This is a genomic window from Ruegeria sp. AB8 (genome assembly GCF_056542605.1).
This window is the reverse complement of sequence record NZ_JBQGAB010000012.1, coordinates 20009-35599: the sequence shown is the minus strand read 5'-3', so window position 1 is coordinate 35599 and position 15591 is coordinate 20009. Positions and strand designations below refer to the sequence as shown.

The following is a 15591-nucleotide window of genomic DNA, read 5'->3' as shown; positions in this document are numbered from 1 at the left end:
TCCCGCAACGCCTTAAATTTACCTGAAAATTTGACAAAGCCATGAAGCTGCTCAATGTGGTTTCAGTGTAGTGTTTAATGAGTGATTTGAGTATGGAGCCTGCTGACAAGATCAGGGCGCGCCAGGATGCTTTGGCACATCTCGGCCTGGACCCGTCTGCTAATTCCGATGACATCCGCGAGGCGTGGAGACATATCGCGTTTCATGCCCATCCGGACCACACCGAAGGTGACAGTTCCGGCTTTGCCAATGCCAAGGCGGCCTACGATCTGCTGCGCCGAGAGGGCATGGTTGCAAAAGGGACTGCCGGGTCAGCCGCCCGAAAGCCACGCCGTCCGAAAATTCGCAAACGGGTCATCGAACTGGACGCAACCGCAATCGACGCCTGCCGGGATATGCTGCGCAACGTCCTGTCGCAATCGAATGGATCAGATGCTGATCCGGTTTCTTCCGGAAAAGGTGCCCAGTCTGCATTGTCCGACCACATCCCCGAGGCTGTCGGGTGCAATGGTCGGCATCTGACTTATTTTGTGACCTCCTCAGTTTGCGAAGGGGCGAACCGCGTGGCCCTGCCAACAACGGTCCTGGCCGGTTGCCGGCACGCCGAAACCGAGGTTTTGAGTTTTCAGTCGAAAGAGTCAGGCGCAGGAGAGGTTGTGGTTCCTGACGCAATCATGGCCCGCAAGTTTCCCGGTGCCAAAAGTGTCAGGATCCGGTTCGAATCCGATCAGCGCACACGCGACGATTATTGCATGGCAAGTTGAGCCCTTGCCGCAAAGCCAAAGCCCGGCATCGGTGGGGAGCCGGGCTTTGGTGATTTAAACAGGTAAGGCTCAGTTTGTTATAGGGCCTTCCGAAGTGAACTTTGGGATTACACTGGTCGAGGCGGCGTCGGGTTCGATACCCGGCCAGTTGCCTTCGGCCAGATTGATGTTGCCGGGCACGTCCTCTTCCCAGAACCCGACCACAACATCGGTAATGTTGAGGTACAGCTTGTCATCCACGATGCGCCACAGGTTCGGATTGCCCGGAACCTTGCCGCCTTTGGAAACGCCATAGGCGCAATGTCCGTCATATTGCGGAGCGTAATAGGCAGGATTTTCAAGGAACTTGTCGCGGTTTTCTGCGCTTGAAAAGGCCCACGTGGCACCATTGTAATCTGCCGTGAAGTTTGCGTTGCCGCGAACGGCTTCGGGCTGAGACTGCCCGACCGGAACCTGATCCAGGCCGCGATAAGCGACAACGTCGTAGCCCGAGACGGCAAATCCGGTTCCGTCAATATACTGATCGCCGGCAAAGGCGGGCACGGCCAGGGTCAGCGCGGTGGCAAGGGACAAGGCAAAGCGTTTCATGTCATAAATCCTATTGGGTCCGGGGTTAGCAGGATCGCCCGTTTTGCGGGTCTGGTCAGAGCATAGGCAATACCCGGTCAAAACATAGCCCCGCTCGCGCCGCTGTGAGGTCGAATGAGATTTCGTGACGGGTTTTGCAGCCATTGTTACAAAACAGACCTGTTAACCGGGGTTGGACTCTGCCGATTGCAATATTAGCTGTTGGGATGTCGGACAATTCCTCCCACTTTGCTGAGAAAGGCAAGATAGAGATGAGCGAGCAACCCACCTATGAACCCCCAAAGGTCTGGACATGGGACAGCCAAAGCGGCGGACAATTCGCCAATATCAATCGCCCGATCGCAGGCGCGACCCATGACAAGGACCTTCCGGTCGGTCAGCATCCCCTGCAGCTTTATTCGCTGGCCACGCCCAACGGGGTCAAGGTCACTGTCATGCTGGAAGAACTTCTGGCGCTGGGGCACAAGGGTGCCGAATACAATGCGTGGCTGATCAATATCGGTGAAGGGGATCAGTTCGGTTCAGGATTTGTCGAGGCCAACCCGAACTCGAAGATCCCGGCCCTGTGGGACCGGTCGGGTGACAAGCCAGTGCGCGTGTTCGAAAGTGCCTCGATCCTGTTCCATCTGGCCGAGAAATTCGATGCGTTTCTGCCCAAGGAAGGGCCTGAACGCACGGAAGTCATGAGCTGGGTGTTCTGGCAGATGGGAAGCGCGCCCTATCTGGGCGGCGGGTTCGGCCATTTCTATGCTTACGCGCCAGAGAAATGGGAATATCCGATCAATCGGTTTGCAATGGAAACCAAGCGGCAACTGGACGTGTTGGACAGGGAACTGGCCAACAAGACCTATATCGCTGGCGAAGACTATACCATTGCTGATATGGCAATATGGCCGTGGTACGGGCAACTGGTTCTGGGCCGCCTATACAGCGCAGCCGAGTTCCTGGACGTCGATTCCTACAAGAACCTGATGCGTTGGGCCAAGGCGGTCGATGCGCGGCCCGCGGTACAGCGAGGCCGCATGGTCAACCGGGCCTTTGGCGAGCCGCACACGCAGTTGCACGAGCGTCACGACGCCAGCGATTTCGAAACCCGGACGCAGGACAAACTGGAACCTGCCGCCGAATAGTCTTGCCCCCTGCCGTCACGGCAGGGGACATCCGGCTACTTAATTACTTAAGAATTGGCGGCCGCTCGGGATCACTACCGGGCGCAAAGCGCCCGACATCACGCTTTTCGGGCTGCGGCAGGTCAAACCGCAGCCCGACTTTTTCCAAACTTAACGTGACTTGGTCCCCGGGCGCGAAAAAGCCGACATCCATCGCGCCAGCTTCGATTCCGGAAAATGTCAGCGCTTCGGACGCGGCTTTGGCAAGGGCCGGTTCTGCGCCTTCGACCGCCCCGACAAAACCCAGCAAATGACCAGATGCTCCGCTGGCCGATCTGGTTCCGGCCAGGAAAGCAGCCTGCGCCAACCCCACCGCCGTCGCCAGTTTGGTATCAAGCGCCGTCAGCAGTTCATCCGGAAGACCCGCCGGGGGAAGGAACTCGGCGAGTTGTTCCTGAACCTCTTGCGGGGAATGCTGAAGGGTCTCCGTCAGCCATCCCAAAGCCTCTGGCGGGATCAGCATCGAGGACGGGGCGACCTCGAGGTTGAGCCCCAGACCAATTCGCTGCCCTGCCAGCAGCGATGACAGAACCCGTCCGGACAGGGCGACATAAGGAACGGGACGACCTGCAAACCGGGCAAGCCGGTCTTCACGATCAAACGCCAGCACAAAACGTCCGTCCGCCACATCGAACACCTCGGGCGAGACGTTATCGTCCCGCGCTTCTTCCGTCAGCAGCAGGAACAGCTCAGCGTCTGCCAGCCGTTCAAAGAACTTCAGCCGGGCTGCGTCATCCTGTGGGGCAGCCTCCATCGCGGAATGGGCGGCATCCAAGGCCGTTGTCTCAGTCATTCAGAACCTCTTGCACCCTGGCGCGCAGAACCGGCAGCAGGTCTGCCTCGAACCAGGGGTTCTTTTTCAGCCATGCCGTATTGCGCCAGGACGGATGAGGCAAGGCAAAGACCTGCGGCGCGTGGTCTCGCCAGTTCCGAACCGTCTCTGTCACGGACGTACGCGTGCCCAGATGGTAGGTATGGGCATGGGCACCGACCAGAACGGTCAGCGGAACCGCTCCCAATGCTTGCATGACTCTGTCATGCCAAGTCTCGCCACAGATTGCGGGCGGCGGCAGATCGGCCTTGCGCGTATCATAGCCGGGAAAACAGAAAGCCATCGGAACGATTGAAACACGGGATCGGTCATAAAACACGCTCTCATCAATCCCCAACCAGTCGCGCAATCGGTCGCCCGAAGGGTCTGTGAAGGGACGACCTGAGTCATGCACCCGCGCGCCCGGTGCCTGTCCTGCAACAAGGATCGGCGTTCCGGGACGGAACCAGACTACCGGGCGTGGCTCATGCGCGGTTTGCGTCGCGGCAAAACGCGCTTCGCAGATCCGGCAGGACCGGATTTCCTGGGCAAGAGTGGTCATCTGGTGGCAGCAATTCCTAAGACAGGTTTCCAAACGGGCTTCGCTGAAAGATAGAGACCGCGCGCGCCTGCGCCAACTGCCGTTATATCACAAAAGCCACAGCACCTTGTGGGGCGCATTGATCATTTGTTTCACAATTCGACATAATGTAGCCAACAAGAACTCGTAAACGATGCGTTCTTTCATCGAGGAAAGACCGCAACTCCGAAGCGAAACAGGCCAGCAATGCTTGAATTCGAAAATGTCAGCAAGTCCTTCTGGACCGGCACCCGGCGCAAGGTGATCCTTGATCGTGTTTCCTTTCGGATCGAACTTGGCCGCTCGGTTGGGATACTTGCACCCAACGGAACCGGAAAAACCACGCTGATCAACATGATGGCCGGTCTGGAAAAACCCGACGAGGGGGTGATCCGCCGCGAATGCAAGGTGTCCTTCCCAATGGGGTTTACCGGAGGGGTTTCCGGCAAGATGTCGGCGCTGGAAAACTCGCGCTATATCGCAAAGATCTACGGCATGGACCCCGACTATATCGAGGCATATTGCCAATGGCTGTGCGGTCTGGGCGAATATTTCAACCAACCGCTTGCGACCTATTCATCCGGCATGCGGGCCCGGTTCACGTTTGCGCTGATGCTGGCGCTGGACTTCGACATGTACCTGATAGATGAGGGCATGCCCGCCACAACCGATGTCGAATTCAACAAGAAAGCGGGCTCGATCCTGAAAGAGAGATTGCGCACCACAACGCTTGTGATTGTGTCGCATTCTCCAACCACTCTGGAAAAATTTGCGCGTCAGGCAGCGGTTCTAGTGGACGGGCAGCTTTACATGTTTGAAACCTTGGAAGAGGCAAAACAGTTATATGACTACCAAACCCAAGGCTAGAAAATACAACTGGCGCCGAAAACGCCAAGGCGAAGGTACACCAGATGCGCGCGCAGATGCGATTTCGCGTATTCGAAGTGCGACTCAACCACCCGAAGCGGCCAACAGTAAACAGCCCGGAACTGAACTGGACGAAATCAAGCGCGAGGGGCTGACCGGGCGCCAGTTGCGCATGGCACGACGGCTGGCACAAAAGAACGGGCTGGCGGCCACGTCGGATTATGACGCGGTTCGCCTGTTGCGCAAAAAGGGGATCGACCCTTTTCAGGGCAACAACCTGCTGGATCTGGCGGCTGCGGGTAACAAGGACGAACAGGGCACGGCTCAGGTCGAGGACAAGGTAACGGTCCACCTGCCGCAAACTGTCGGAGATAAATCCCATCCCCTGCCCGGCCCGGAGTGGAGCCCGACTGAACGGCGCAACTATGAGATCAGCCAGATCCAGAAAGAGGTCGCCCGGCGTCGCAAACGGAAATTGTTTACCCTGTTTGCCCGTCTGGCCGCGTTTGTGCTGCTGCCCACATTTGTTGTGGGGTATTATTTCTATCGCGTGGCGACCCCGATGTATGCCAGCGTCTCGGCGTTTTCGATCCTGCAGGCCGACGGCGGCGGCGGTTCGATTGGGGGCCTGCTTTCCGGAACGCAGTTTGCGACAGCACAGGACTCGGTCGCGACGCAGGAGTTTCTGGAATCCAAGGATGCCCTGCAACGTCTTGAACGCGATACCGGCTTTGCTGAAGTCTTCAAGCAGGATTGGATCGACCCGGTGCAGCGGTTATCCCCCGACGCCAGCCTGGAAGAGACGTACAAACTGTACAAGCGCATGGTGACAATCGGCTACGACCCCACGGATGGAATCGTCCGGATGGAGGTTGCGGCCCCGGATCCGGATATCGCCGTTGATCTGTCGAACCGGCTGATTTCCTATGCCGAAGATACAATCAATGGCCTGACCGAACTGAAACGCGAAGACCAGATGCGGGACGCCATGAAGGGGTTTGAAACCGCCCAGGAAGAGCGGCGCAAGGCGCAAGAAAAGCTGATCGAACTGCAGCTGGAAGGCGCGGTACTTGATCCCGAAAACGTTCTGGCGGGACTACGCGGCCGGATCAACGAGATCGAGATCTTGTTGCAGGACAAGGAACTGCAGCTGGCCGCCCTTCTGGACAACCTGCGGCCCAACAAGGCCAAGGTCGATGGGGTTACCGCCGATATCGAACGGCTTGAGGCCGTACTGCAAGAACTGAATGCCGAGATGCTGGATGCCTCGGCAGGCGAAAACTCGCTGGCGCGGCTGAGTGTCAGGATTCAGATGGCACAGGCCGATCTGGCGGCGCGGGACATGATGCTGCAAACAGCCATGCAGCAAGTGGAAACAACGCGCACCGAAGCCAACCGTAAAGTTCGGTACCTGACAGTCTCGGTCAACCCCGTCCCCAGCCAGGAACCCAGCTATCCGCGCAAGTTCGAAAATACGATTTTGGCTTTCCTGTTGTTTGCTGGTATCTACCTGTTGATCTCGCTTACCGCGTCGGTCCTTCGTGAACAGGTATCCTCGTAAGACATATGAAACATGTAAAAATCTCCGACCTGACGGTTGGCAACGATCTTCCGCTGACCGTCATCGCCGGCCCCTGCCAGCTTGAAACCGCCGATCATGCCCAGATGATCGCAGGCACCATGAAAGAAGCCTGCGATGCCGCAGGCGCGCAGTACGTTTTCAAGGCCTCCTATGACAAGGCGAACCGCACCTCGTTGTCTGGCAAGCGCGGCATGGGCATTGATGCCGGGCTGAAGGTGCTGGACGACATCCGCAGCTCGATGGGCATCCCTGTACTGACGGATGTCCACACCGAGGCCCAGTGCGCAGTCGCGGCCGAGGCGGTGGATATTCTGCAAATCCCCGCCTTCTTGTGCCGACAGACCGACATGTTGCTGGCCGCTGGTGAAACCGGCAAGGCCGTCAATGTCAAAAAGGGTCAGTTCCTGGCGCCGTGGGAGATGGGCAATATCGTCGACAAGATCGAAAGCACCGGCAACCAGAACATTCTGCTGACCGAGCGCGGCACATCCTTTGGCTACAACACGTTGGTGGCCGACATGCGATCACTGCCGCAAATGGCCAAAACCGGCTATCCGGTCGTGATGGATGCCACACATTCGGTTCAACAACCCGGCGGCAAGGGCGGCTCGTCCGGCGGGCAAAGGGAATTCGCGCCGGTGATGGCCCGTGCGGCGGTTTCGTTGGGCGTCGGCGCCGTGTTCATCGAAACCCACCAGGACCCAGATACCGCGCCGTCCGACGGCCCCAATATGATTCCGCTGGACCAGATGGGACAGCTGATTGCCACATTGATGCGTTTTGATGCGCTGGCCAAAGAAAACCCCATTCAGATTTAACGATTGAGAAGAATTATGACCAAACCCACGCCTGAGGTGACCCCCAACACCTGGAGCTTTCTGCGCGATGCGATGATCAAACCCACCGGGTTCCGCGAATATGACGCCCGCTGGAAATACCCCGAGGAAATCAACCTGCCCGGCATGACCGCGCTTGGTCTGGGGCTTGGCACGCAGATGCGCAGACGCGGGATTGAACCGGTAATCGCAGTGGGCAACGATTACCGCGACTATTCTCTGGCGATCAAGAACGCGCTGATCCTGGGGCTGATGCAGGCGGGTATTCAGGTCAAGGATATCGGCCCGGCCCTCAGCCCGATGGCTTATTTCGCGCAATTTCATCTGGACGTGCCTGCCGTGGCGATGGTCACGGCCAGCCACAACCCGAACGGCTGGACCGGCGTCAAGATGGGCTTTGACCGCCCCCTGACCCATGGTCCGGATGAGATGTCCGAGCTGCGCGATATCGTCCTGAATGGCGAAGGTATCCCGCATGAAGGCGGATCTTATGAATTCGTCGATGGCGTGAAAGAGGCGTATATCGATGATCTGGTTGGCGATTTCAGAATGTCCCGCCCGCTGAAAGTTGTATGCGCCACAGGAAACGGGACGGCATCGGCCTTTGCCCCTGAAATATTCGAGCGGATGGGCGTCGAGGTCGTGCCTAGCCACAATCGGCTGGATTACACCTTCCCGAACTACAACCCCAATCCCGAAGCCATGGAGATGTTGCACGACATGTCCGACACTGTGAAATCCAGCGGCGCCGATCTGGCGCTTGGTTTTGACGGGGATGGCGATCGATGCGGTGTGGTCGATGACGAGGGTGAGGAGATTTTCGCCGATAAGGTCGGCGTCATCATGGCACGCGATCTGGCCAAGCTATATCCCAATTCGACCTTCGTGGCCGACGTGAAGTCCACGGGTCTGTTCGCCAGTGATCCAGAGCTTCGGGCGCATGGCGTAAAGGCGGATTACTGGAAGACCGGCCACAGCCACATGAAGCGCCGCGTGAAAGAGATCAACGCCCTGGCCGGGTTCGAGAAATCGGGCCATTACTTTCTGGCTGAACCAATCGGTCGCGGCTACGACTGCGGCATGCGCGTCGCGGTCGAGATCTGCAAGCTGATGGACCGCAATCCTGATCAGAGCATGTCTGACCTGCGCAAGGCGCTGCCAAAAACGTGGTCGACGCCGACCATGTCACCCTATGCAGCAGACACCGAAAAATACGATATCCTGAACCGCCTTGTCGACAAACTGGTCGCCAAGGCCGACGCTGGCGAAAGCTTTGCCGGACGTGCGATCAAAGAGGTCGTTACCGTCAACGGTGCCCGTGTCATTCTGGACAACGGCAGCTGGGGTCTGGTACGCGCATCGTCCAACACGCCCAACCTTGTTGTGGTTTGCGAAAGCAGTGAAAGCGAAGGCGAAATGCGCGCCATATTTTCGGATATCGACGCGGTCATCCGTACTGAACCGGGCGTCGGCGATTACGATCAGACCATCTGATGTATCAACCGGGGCGCGGATCGCGCCCCGGGTTTTTCTGACCTGGCCGTCATTTCAGTCCGCGCCCAGCAGTTTCAGCAGACCTTTTTTTGCCTCTTCCTCAAGCTTGTTCTTGATGGCATCTTCGATCTGGTCACTGTCCGTAATCGTTGTGTCCAGTTCGCCGCCGACTTTTTCAAAGACCTTCTGCTTGGCGTCATCTTCAAGCTTTTTGAGTTCTGCATCAGCCGCGGCCTCGATCACCTTGCTCAGGTCCGGCCGGATCGAGGGGTTGCTCCAAGGCCCCTGTATCCGCACCGGCACGGCGATGCCCTGACCCGAATTTGCCCGCAATGCGACCGGGGTGAACAGGTAATCGATGTCCCGGGCACCCAGCCCGACACGGCCTTTTCCATCCGCCCGGTAGTTATCCAACAGCATCAGCAGATCGTTGTTGGTCAGCGTGCCCTGATCCATCGTGAACGTGGCCGACAAGCTGTTGAACACCGTTGTGCCGCCCGTGCCCTGCCCCCGGCCCATCAGACGGTCGAGATCGATACCTGCGATTACCCCTCTGCCGACATTGACGCCCCCTTTTCCGCTGAGGGATCGCATGATCTGGTCTTCGGTTTGCCCGACGCCCAGAAACTCGAGCGTTCCCGATCCGGTGCCCGAAAGCCGTTCTATCCCGGCCAGCGTTGAGAGCATCTGCTTCAGGTCAATCCCGTCAGCCCTAAGGTTGCCGCCCACCGACAGCCCGTTCTGGTTGTTGACCACCATCTGCCCGTTCAACTGTCCTGAGAACAAGGTGGCCGGGTGCATTTGAAACACAGCCCGCGCCCGATCAAGGCTCATGGTCAGATCGCTTTGGCCGAATGTCATTCCAGGAACCGCAATTGAGGTGGCCGTCAGGCGGATATTGCCGTTGGCCAAAGCCAGGGCTGATGCATCAATCGGGTCTTTGGACCAACCCGTGTCAGGCGCAGATGCACTGGATGCTCCACCACCGGTGGAGGCATCGGTGCCAGCAATCTGAGACAGATCCAGATCACCCGCGCCCAGCCGGGCCGTGATCTGAGGCGTATCGGAAATGACAATGTCCGCCTCGCCAGTCAGGCGGTTGTTGTCCAGAATTGCGGTCATATCCCGCAAGGCGACCCGGCCGTCGCTGGTATAGGTCATCTGACCGGATACATTCGCCACACGCCCAAGCCCCTGCGGCACATAAGTTCCGGCCTGCCCGAAGGCCGCCAGCATTTTCTCGGTGTTTGACGATTGGACCTCAAGCTGGCCGTCCATTTCCCCGGCCAGGTTGACCCGTCCGTCAAACCCGATCTGACCACCCGGCGCCGCAAGCAGCAATTCCAACGCGGTCACGTCTCCGGACGAAAATGCGGGTAGGTCGGGTATTTTCAGATCGACCTTCACGGTGCCGCCGGGCACCGCCATGCTGGCCTCCATCACCATTGGAGCGGTGACTTCGGGCCAACTGGCCGACAAATCGACATTCGCGAAATCCATCGTTGTGACACCGTTTTCGATGTAGATCAGCCGCACACGGGTCAGTTCCAGAAACTCCAGCGTGACCGTGCCAGCTTCGGCATCCGGCGCAGATCCCCCGGGATCGCCACCCGAAGTGGCAGCCGTCGCAGTGCCAAGTTCCCAGTTTGCGCGCCCATCCGACACTTCCAGTCGAAGAACCGGGTTTTCTGCCACGACCCGTTTGATCCTTATGTCACCGGACAACAACGCCGCTGCGTCGACACCGACCATCAGACGTTCCGCGCTCAGCATTGGTTCTGGCCCGGCCCATGCAGCGTTACCAAACGTGACGGGCCCGGTTTCCATTCCCAGAACCGGCCAGAAGGACAGGTTCACGTCTCCGGACAGGTTCAGGTCGCGACCTGTCTGCGCCCGAACCTGCTCGGCCAGAATCGATCCCAGTTTTTCGCCCGGCATCAGCAACAACGCGCCAATCACCAGCCCGATTACGGCAACGAATACGAACAGGATCCGCAACAACCACTTCATCTTTCTGCTCTCCGCCTTTTTGGCTTTTCTTTGCTTGGGATCATTCAAATCAAAAGCGGGATTTGCAAGGGGAAGCGTTCCCCACTATATGCCGCGCCATGAGCACGAACCCGCCAAACCTCCGCCCCGACCTGGCACCTGCCGCCCGGATCACCGATACGCTCCGTCCGAACCAGCCGACCATCGGTATGGTGTCCTTGGGCTGCCCCAAGGCTTTGGTCGATAGCGAGCGTATCCTGACCCGTCTGCGTGCCGAAGGGTACGGCATTTCGCCCGACTATTCAGGGGCCGATGCCGTCATCGTGAACACATGCGGGTTCCTGGACAGCGCCAAGGCAGAATCGCTGGATGCAATCGGCGAAGCGTTGGTGGAAAACGGCAAGGTCATCGTGACGGGCTGCCTAGGCGCGGAACCGGACTACATCCGCGAGCATCACCCGCGGATCATGGCCGTTACCGGCCCACATCAATACGAACAGGTGCTGGATGCCGTGCATTCGGCAGTTCCGCCCGATCCGGACCCGTTCGTCGACCTGCTGCCAGCCTCGGGCGTCAAACTGACACCACGCCACTACAGCTATCTGAAGATTTCGGAAGGCTGTAACCACAAATGCAAATTCTGCATCATCCCTGACATGCGCGGGAAACTGGCAAGCCGCCCAGCCCATGCGGTGCTGCGCGAGGCGGAAAAGCTGGTTGAAAGCGGTGTGCGCGAGTTGCTGGTAATCTCGCAGGACACCTCGGCCTATGGGCTGGATCGCAAATACGACGTCAACCCGTGGAAAGACCGCGAGGTACGCAGCCACATCACCGATCTGGCGCGCGAGTTGGGACAGTTGGACGCCTGGGTGCGGCTGCATTACGTCTATCCCTACCCGCATGTGCGCGAACTGATCCCGTTGATGGCGGATGCTGGCTGCAATGTTCTGCCCTATCTGGACATCCCCTTTCAGCACGCCCATCCGGATGTTCTGAAACGCATGGCCCGCCCGGCCGCCGCAGCCAAAACACTGGAAGAAATCGCCGCATGGCGCGCGACCTGCCCCGACATCACCCTGCGTTCGACCTTTATCGTGGGTTATCCGGGCGAGACAGATGCCGAATTCCAGACCCTGCTGGACTGGATGGACGAAGCGAAACTGGATCGCGTTGGCTGCTTTCAATACGAAAACGTAGACGGTGCCCGGTCCAACGACCTGCCGGATCACGTTCCTGCTGACGTCAAACAGGACCGTTGGGAGCGGTTCATGGAAAAGGCACAGGCAATTTCAGAGGCCAAGCTGGCGGCCAAGGTTGGTCAGACGATTGAGGTCATCGTCGACGAAGTCGACGAAGACGCCGCCACATGCCGCACGAAGGCAGACGCGCCCGAGATCGACGGCAACCTGTTCATTGACGAAAACTTCGAATCCCTGAAACCGGGCGACATCGTTTCTGTCGAGGTCGACGAGGCCGGAGAGTATGATTTGTGGGGAAAACTGGCCTGACCAAAAGACGTCAATCGCCGTGACGACCGGCAATTGGGACATTCAGATCAGGGCGCGGATTTGCAGGCGGCCCTGAACAGGACCGCCTGCGAAAGGCTTATTGGGAAACTGGATTACAGACAGTCTGACCCGCTTCGGTTGTGGCCAGTTCATAGCCTGCCGGACAGCTCGGAGAACCGTATTTGTCATAGTCAGGCTGGATATAGACCGGGGCCGGCTCTTCCTGCTGAGAGCAGGCGGTCAGAATAAGGGCAAACGCACCTACGGCTGCGAGTTTCAGTTTCATGTCCGTCAATCCTCTATTACTTTTCTGATATTGCCCGGTTTTTCGGGCCAATCTCAGAATAAGAGTTGGCGGGCGTTCTGGCAACTAAACAGATCACAAATTCGTTATTTCGGGCAGAGTTACGCTGGTAAAGGCGACCACGAGCGCTGAAAATTCCACAACCGCTACCCTTTTCAGGCCTATGTTCTAAACTATTGAAGTGACATCAGCCAACAACGGAGCAGCCAAATGGCCGACAGCCCGATCATTGCCCAGAAAGGCCCTTATCCGGTCGAAGTGACCGAAGGGAAAAGCTATTTCTGGTGCGCCTGCGGTACGTCCAAGAAACAACCTTTTTGCGACGGATCTCACAAAGGAACCGGGCTGGAGCCGGTGAAATACACTGCCGAAGCAACAAAGAAGGTGTTCTTCTGCGGCTGTAAGCAGACATCGAAACCGCCATTGTGCGACGGCTCACATTCGCGTCTTTGAAGACTTTCTAAGCGCCTCAAGAGCAGAGGCGTTTGCGCAGAAATCAGGCGCCTTTTCCGGTGGTGACTGCTGCGTTGCCAGCCATAACTCACATTTGCTGCTACAATCCGCTGCCCGGCACCGAGTAACGATTTCGGCAAATCCGTGGGGCGACAGTTTCCCTTCGGCCATCGCATCCGAGAACGAAACCCCGATGATCCGTGCGGTCGATCGGGTAAGCCAGAAATGCTTGTCGATATCTCCCAGTCTGTCCGAAGCCATCACTTGCATCCTTTTTGCCGGGCTTTCAGCACCGCAAACTGAGCCTTGTTCATACAGATTTCAGGGGCGTTGGACGCGTCTTCGCAGCGGTCCAACCATTCAGGACAGGCACTGGCCCAGTTACAGCCCCGGCATCGCTGCACCATGTTGCTCCAGTCCCGTTGGGTTAGGTGCCCGCCCTTATGCGCTGCGGCGATGTCTACGCCGGTCGCCTGCCCCATGCGCAGGACCAGTCGAAGATGGGTCATGATGTGTCCCAGTGGTGACATGGTACATCCGGCCGCTCAGGGTTTCAGTTTGTTCAGCAACTCCTGATTTCGGCAGTATTCCGGCGTCTGGCTTGTGGCTACCACTTTGGTCAGGAAGTTCTCGCAATGGCCGGGATTGGGGCAATCGGTGCAGCGCAGAACGGCATCGGAAATCGCGTCGATCGAAACCTGGCCAGCGATGGCGGCTTCTTCCAGATCAACTCCGACTGTCGTGGCCATCTGGTCCAGAAGACCGGCATGGCGTCGCAATGTGTTACGGCTGAGCATCACGCATCCTTTCCCGTTCGCGTTACAAGAAAGGATATCGCACCCGGTCGCGTCAGCCTTTGACTCAGGTCAAGGTGCCGCCGCCTGATGATCCAGATAGGCGCGCGTCGCATCCTGCACGCGCCGAAAGCGGTCGCCCCCCAGTTTTTTCCCGCCGTACCAGCGCGTTACTACGATCAGATGGCTTTCCAGACCTGCCCGCTCCATCATTCGCAGGATCACCATTCCGGCCCCGCTTTCGCCGTCATCCGCTTTGAGCGCACCGGTCGGCAGTACCGCAGCCCAGGTATTGTGCGTGGCTTTCGCATAGCTCTTGTCAGATTTCAGCTCACTCAAAACCGCATCGATTTCATCCCGGGTCTTAACTGGCGCACCGGATACCGCATATTTCGAACCGCGATCTGTCAGGATCACGCCCATCCGGACAAGCGATGTCATGGGGTCAGCCCCAGTTGCCGGGCGGTTTCCTGAACTATCTGCACACGCTGCGCGTTAGGTGGATGGGTGCCAAGAAACTTGTCACCCGGATCAGGAATGCGATTGAAATACACTGCCCCTACCAAGGGGTTGTATCCCGCCCTATAGGTAATGACGGTGCCCAGTTGATCGGCCTCAAGCTCGAAATCCTTCACATAGGCCTGCACACCGACCTGTGCCCCCAGTTTCTGCCAAGCTTCGACATCAGCGTCATCTCCTCCGTCGAGGCGCGCGAGGTCACCGAAAATCACCGCGCTTTCCTGCGAATTGTTCGACTGCCTGGCAAGGTGACCCAAAACGTGATGCGCGGCCTCGTGCCCCATGACAAACGCCAGTTCGTCGGCGTTCTTTGCTGAATTGATCATGGTCTGTGTGAAAATGATCACCGGTTGCCCGTCATCATCCAATGTCTGAAACGCGTTTTCTGGGGCCCGTGGGTTCAGATCAACCATGATCGTAAAGTCGCAGTTCCGGTTGCCCGACTGTCGCAAGCATTCAGTGCGCGCCGCTTTGCCGACTGCTCGGCTGATTTCGCGGAACTCTGCGGACGAGACCTGAGAACCCGGGCTTTCACTGTCCCAATCCTCGGCAGGCAAAACGCGCAAAGTACCGGCATCGCAGGCCGCCAACAGAACAGAAACCAGCAAAAATGTCAGGCGGCGCATCAGTAATCCTTTGGACCGGTCATACCGTATCGCAACCATAGCGTGCCACGCCGGGAACGGCCACGTCTGATTGGCAGTCAATGGGTTGCATTACCTGCGTTGGCCCTGCACTTTGCTTTTATGTTTTCGATTGAGCATGAATTCGACTCGACAGTCATTACCCTGGTGGACGAAGGCGAAAAGCCTTTGAACGAAGATGTCGTTATCAACAGTTTCGCAGAATGTGTGACGCTTGAACAATTGGATCCGCGCACGGACCAGGTTCAGAAAATTACCCTGTCACCCGAACAGGTGCGCGACTTGGCGGCGGCGCTGGACCTGCCCGAGGGGGTCTATCAGATACGCGAAACGCCACCTCAGGGATCATAGACAAAGGTTTTGTCACGAGCGGTCTGACCGTGCTTCAGGATCAAGACAGACGCCGAAATCCCCATGGAGCGTGCCAAAAGATTCCGAACCGCCTTGTTTGCCCTTCCGTCTTCAGGTGCGGCGGTGACACAGACACGCAGAGTGGTGCCGTCCACCGCAATGCTGTCACGCGCTGCTTTTGGAGTAACCCTGACCGAAATCTGTTTGCCCGGCACCACATGTGCGCTCAGATCCGGTAAATATCGCAGTTTTGCTTTGACCATCCTGCTTCCCTGTTCGCAACACCCTTGCATGAACGGGGACAGAGTGAAATTGATCTGACACCAAAACAGCTTGCC

20 protein-coding genes are annotated in these 15591 nt (G+C 57.9%); 9 read left to right on the top strand and 11 right to left on the bottom strand.

Annotation, left to right across the window (positions count from 1 at the left end; all coding sequences use genetic code 11):
- Positions 1-77: 77 nt before the first annotated feature.
- Complete coding sequence (locus ACR0CG_RS13675) at positions 78-764, top strand: J domain-containing protein (protein WP_480525572.1); 687 nt, start codon at positions 78-80, stop codon at positions 762-764.
- Positions 765-833: 69 nt separating this feature from the next.
- On the opposite strand, the gene ACR0CG_RS13670 is transcribed toward ACR0CG_RS13675, so the two are convergent.
- Positions 834-1352, bottom strand: a complete 519-nt coding sequence (locus tag ACR0CG_RS13670) for a YHS domain-containing (seleno)protein (protein WP_480525570.1) — start codon at positions 1350-1352, stop codon at positions 834-836.
- Positions 1353-1603: 251 nt separating this feature from the next.
- On the opposite strand from ACR0CG_RS13670, the gene yghU reads away from it, so the two are divergent.
- Complete coding sequence (gene yghU, locus ACR0CG_RS13665) at positions 1604-2482, top strand: glutathione-dependent disulfide-bond oxidoreductase (RefSeq protein ID WP_480525568.1); 879 nt, start codon at positions 1604-1606, stop codon at positions 2480-2482.
- 43 nt (positions 2483-2525) lie between these two features.
- Here yghU and ACR0CG_RS13660 read toward each other — a convergent pair whose 3' ends face one another.
- On the bottom strand, positions 2526-3314 hold the full coding sequence (locus ACR0CG_RS13660) for an SseB family protein (protein WP_480525565.1): 789 nt from the start codon (positions 3312-3314) through the stop codon (positions 2526-2528).
- The gene (locus tag ACR0CG_RS13655; protein WP_480525563.1) at positions 3307-3894 is read right to left on the bottom strand and encodes a uracil-DNA glycosylase family protein; all 588 of its coding nucleotides are present in this window, start codon (positions 3892-3894) and stop codon (positions 3307-3309) included. The genes ACR0CG_RS13660 and ACR0CG_RS13655 overlap by 8 nt, the downstream gene beginning before the upstream one ends.
- Positions 3895-4119: 225 nt before the next feature.
- Here ACR0CG_RS13655 and ACR0CG_RS13650 point away from each other — a divergent pair, with 225 nt between their 5' ends.
- The 4 genes from ACR0CG_RS13650 to ACR0CG_RS13635 are packed head-to-tail and all read left to right on the top strand — an operon-like array spanning position 4120 to position 8691.
- Positions 4120-4779, top strand: a complete 660-nt coding sequence (locus ACR0CG_RS13650) for an ABC transporter ATP-binding protein (RefSeq protein ID WP_170609701.1) — start codon at positions 4120-4122, stop codon at positions 4777-4779.
- On the top strand, positions 4757-6340 hold the full coding sequence (locus tag ACR0CG_RS13645) for a KpsE/RkpR family capsule polysaccharide export protein (RefSeq protein ID WP_480525561.1): 1584 nt from the start codon (positions 4757-4759) through the stop codon (positions 6338-6340). Before ACR0CG_RS13650 ends, ACR0CG_RS13645 begins: the two co-directional genes overlap by 23 nt.
- Positions 6341-6345: 5 nt before the next feature.
- Complete coding sequence (kdsA, locus tag ACR0CG_RS13640; protein ID WP_480525559.1) at positions 6346-7179, top strand: 3-deoxy-8-phosphooctulonate synthase; 834 nt, start codon at positions 6346-6348, stop codon at positions 7177-7179.
- A gap of 15 nt (positions 7180-7194) precedes the next feature.
- Complete coding sequence (locus ACR0CG_RS13635) at positions 7195-8691, top strand: phosphomannomutase/phosphoglucomutase (RefSeq protein WP_170682076.1); 1497 nt, start codon at positions 7195-7197, stop codon at positions 8689-8691.
- Between the two features lie 54 nt (positions 8692-8745).
- Here ACR0CG_RS13635 and ACR0CG_RS13630 read toward each other — a convergent pair whose 3' ends face one another.
- Positions 8746-10701 carry an AsmA family protein gene (locus ACR0CG_RS13630; RefSeq protein WP_480525556.1) on the bottom strand — a complete coding sequence of 652 codons (1956 nt, stop codon included), beginning with the start codon at positions 10699-10701 and terminating at the stop codon, positions 8746-8748.
- A gap of 98 nt (positions 10702-10799) precedes the next feature.
- On the opposite strand from ACR0CG_RS13630, the gene rimO reads away from it, so the two are divergent.
- On the top strand, positions 10800-12188 hold the full coding sequence (gene rimO, locus ACR0CG_RS13625) for a 30S ribosomal protein S12 methylthiotransferase RimO (protein WP_480525554.1): 1389 nt from the start codon (positions 10800-10802) through the stop codon (positions 12186-12188).
- Positions 12189-12285: 97 nt separating this feature from the next.
- On the opposite strand, the gene ACR0CG_RS13620 is transcribed toward rimO, so the two are convergent.
- Positions 12286-12474, bottom strand: a complete 189-nt coding sequence (locus ACR0CG_RS13620; RefSeq protein WP_170609689.1) for a hypothetical protein — start codon at positions 12472-12474, stop codon at positions 12286-12288.
- A 228-nt stretch (positions 12475-12702) separates the two neighbouring features.
- Between ACR0CG_RS13620 and ACR0CG_RS13615 the strand changes: the two genes are divergently transcribed.
- Positions 12703-12945, top strand: coding sequence for a CDGSH iron-sulfur domain-containing protein (locus ACR0CG_RS13615; RefSeq protein WP_480525553.1), 243 nt, complete (start codon positions 12703-12705; stop codon positions 12943-12945).
- Here the strand turns inward: ACR0CG_RS13615 and ACR0CG_RS13610 are convergent.
- The 5 genes from ACR0CG_RS13610 to ACR0CG_RS13590 all read right to left on the bottom strand — a co-directional run bounded on the left by ACR0CG_RS13610 (position 12928) and on the right by ACR0CG_RS13590 (position 14884).
- A complete protein-coding gene (locus tag ACR0CG_RS13610) occupies positions 12928-13206 on the bottom strand; it encodes a DUF6455 family protein (protein ID WP_480525551.1) in 279 nt (92 codons plus the stop codon). The two genes, ACR0CG_RS13615 and ACR0CG_RS13610, sit on opposite strands and share 18 nt — an antisense overlap.
- Positions 13206-13475, bottom strand: a complete 270-nt coding sequence (locus tag ACR0CG_RS13605) for a DUF6455 family protein (RefSeq protein WP_170682081.1) — start codon at positions 13473-13475, stop codon at positions 13206-13208. The genes ACR0CG_RS13610 and ACR0CG_RS13605 overlap by 1 nt, the downstream gene beginning before the upstream one ends.
- Positions 13476-13490: 15 nt before the next feature.
- On the bottom strand, positions 13491-13742 hold the full coding sequence (locus ACR0CG_RS13600; protein WP_480525548.1) for a DUF6455 family protein: 252 nt from the start codon (positions 13740-13742) through the stop codon (positions 13491-13493).
- Between the two features lie 69 nt (positions 13743-13811).
- Positions 13812-14180 carry a YigZ family protein gene (locus ACR0CG_RS13595; protein WP_480525547.1) on the bottom strand — a complete coding sequence of 123 codons (369 nt, stop codon included), beginning with the start codon at positions 14178-14180 and terminating at the stop codon, positions 13812-13814.
- Complete coding sequence (locus ACR0CG_RS13590; RefSeq protein ID WP_480525545.1) at positions 14177-14884, bottom strand: M48 family metalloprotease; 708 nt, start codon at positions 14882-14884, stop codon at positions 14177-14179. The genes ACR0CG_RS13595 and ACR0CG_RS13590 overlap by 4 nt, the downstream gene beginning before the upstream one ends.
- Positions 14885-15004: 120 nt before the next feature.
- Here ACR0CG_RS13590 and ACR0CG_RS13585 point away from each other — a divergent pair, with 120 nt between their 5' ends.
- Positions 15005-15253 carry a hypothetical protein gene (locus ACR0CG_RS13585; protein WP_170609675.1) on the top strand — a complete coding sequence of 83 codons (249 nt, stop codon included), beginning with the start codon at positions 15005-15007 and terminating at the stop codon, positions 15251-15253.
- On the opposite strand, the gene ACR0CG_RS13580 is transcribed toward ACR0CG_RS13585, so the two are convergent.
- On the bottom strand, positions 15241-15516 hold the full coding sequence (locus ACR0CG_RS13580; RefSeq protein ID WP_480525543.1) for a DUF167 domain-containing protein: 276 nt from the start codon (positions 15514-15516) through the stop codon (positions 15241-15243). The genes ACR0CG_RS13585 and ACR0CG_RS13580 overlap by 13 nt on opposite strands.
- Between the last annotated feature and the right edge of the window lie 75 nt (positions 15517-15591).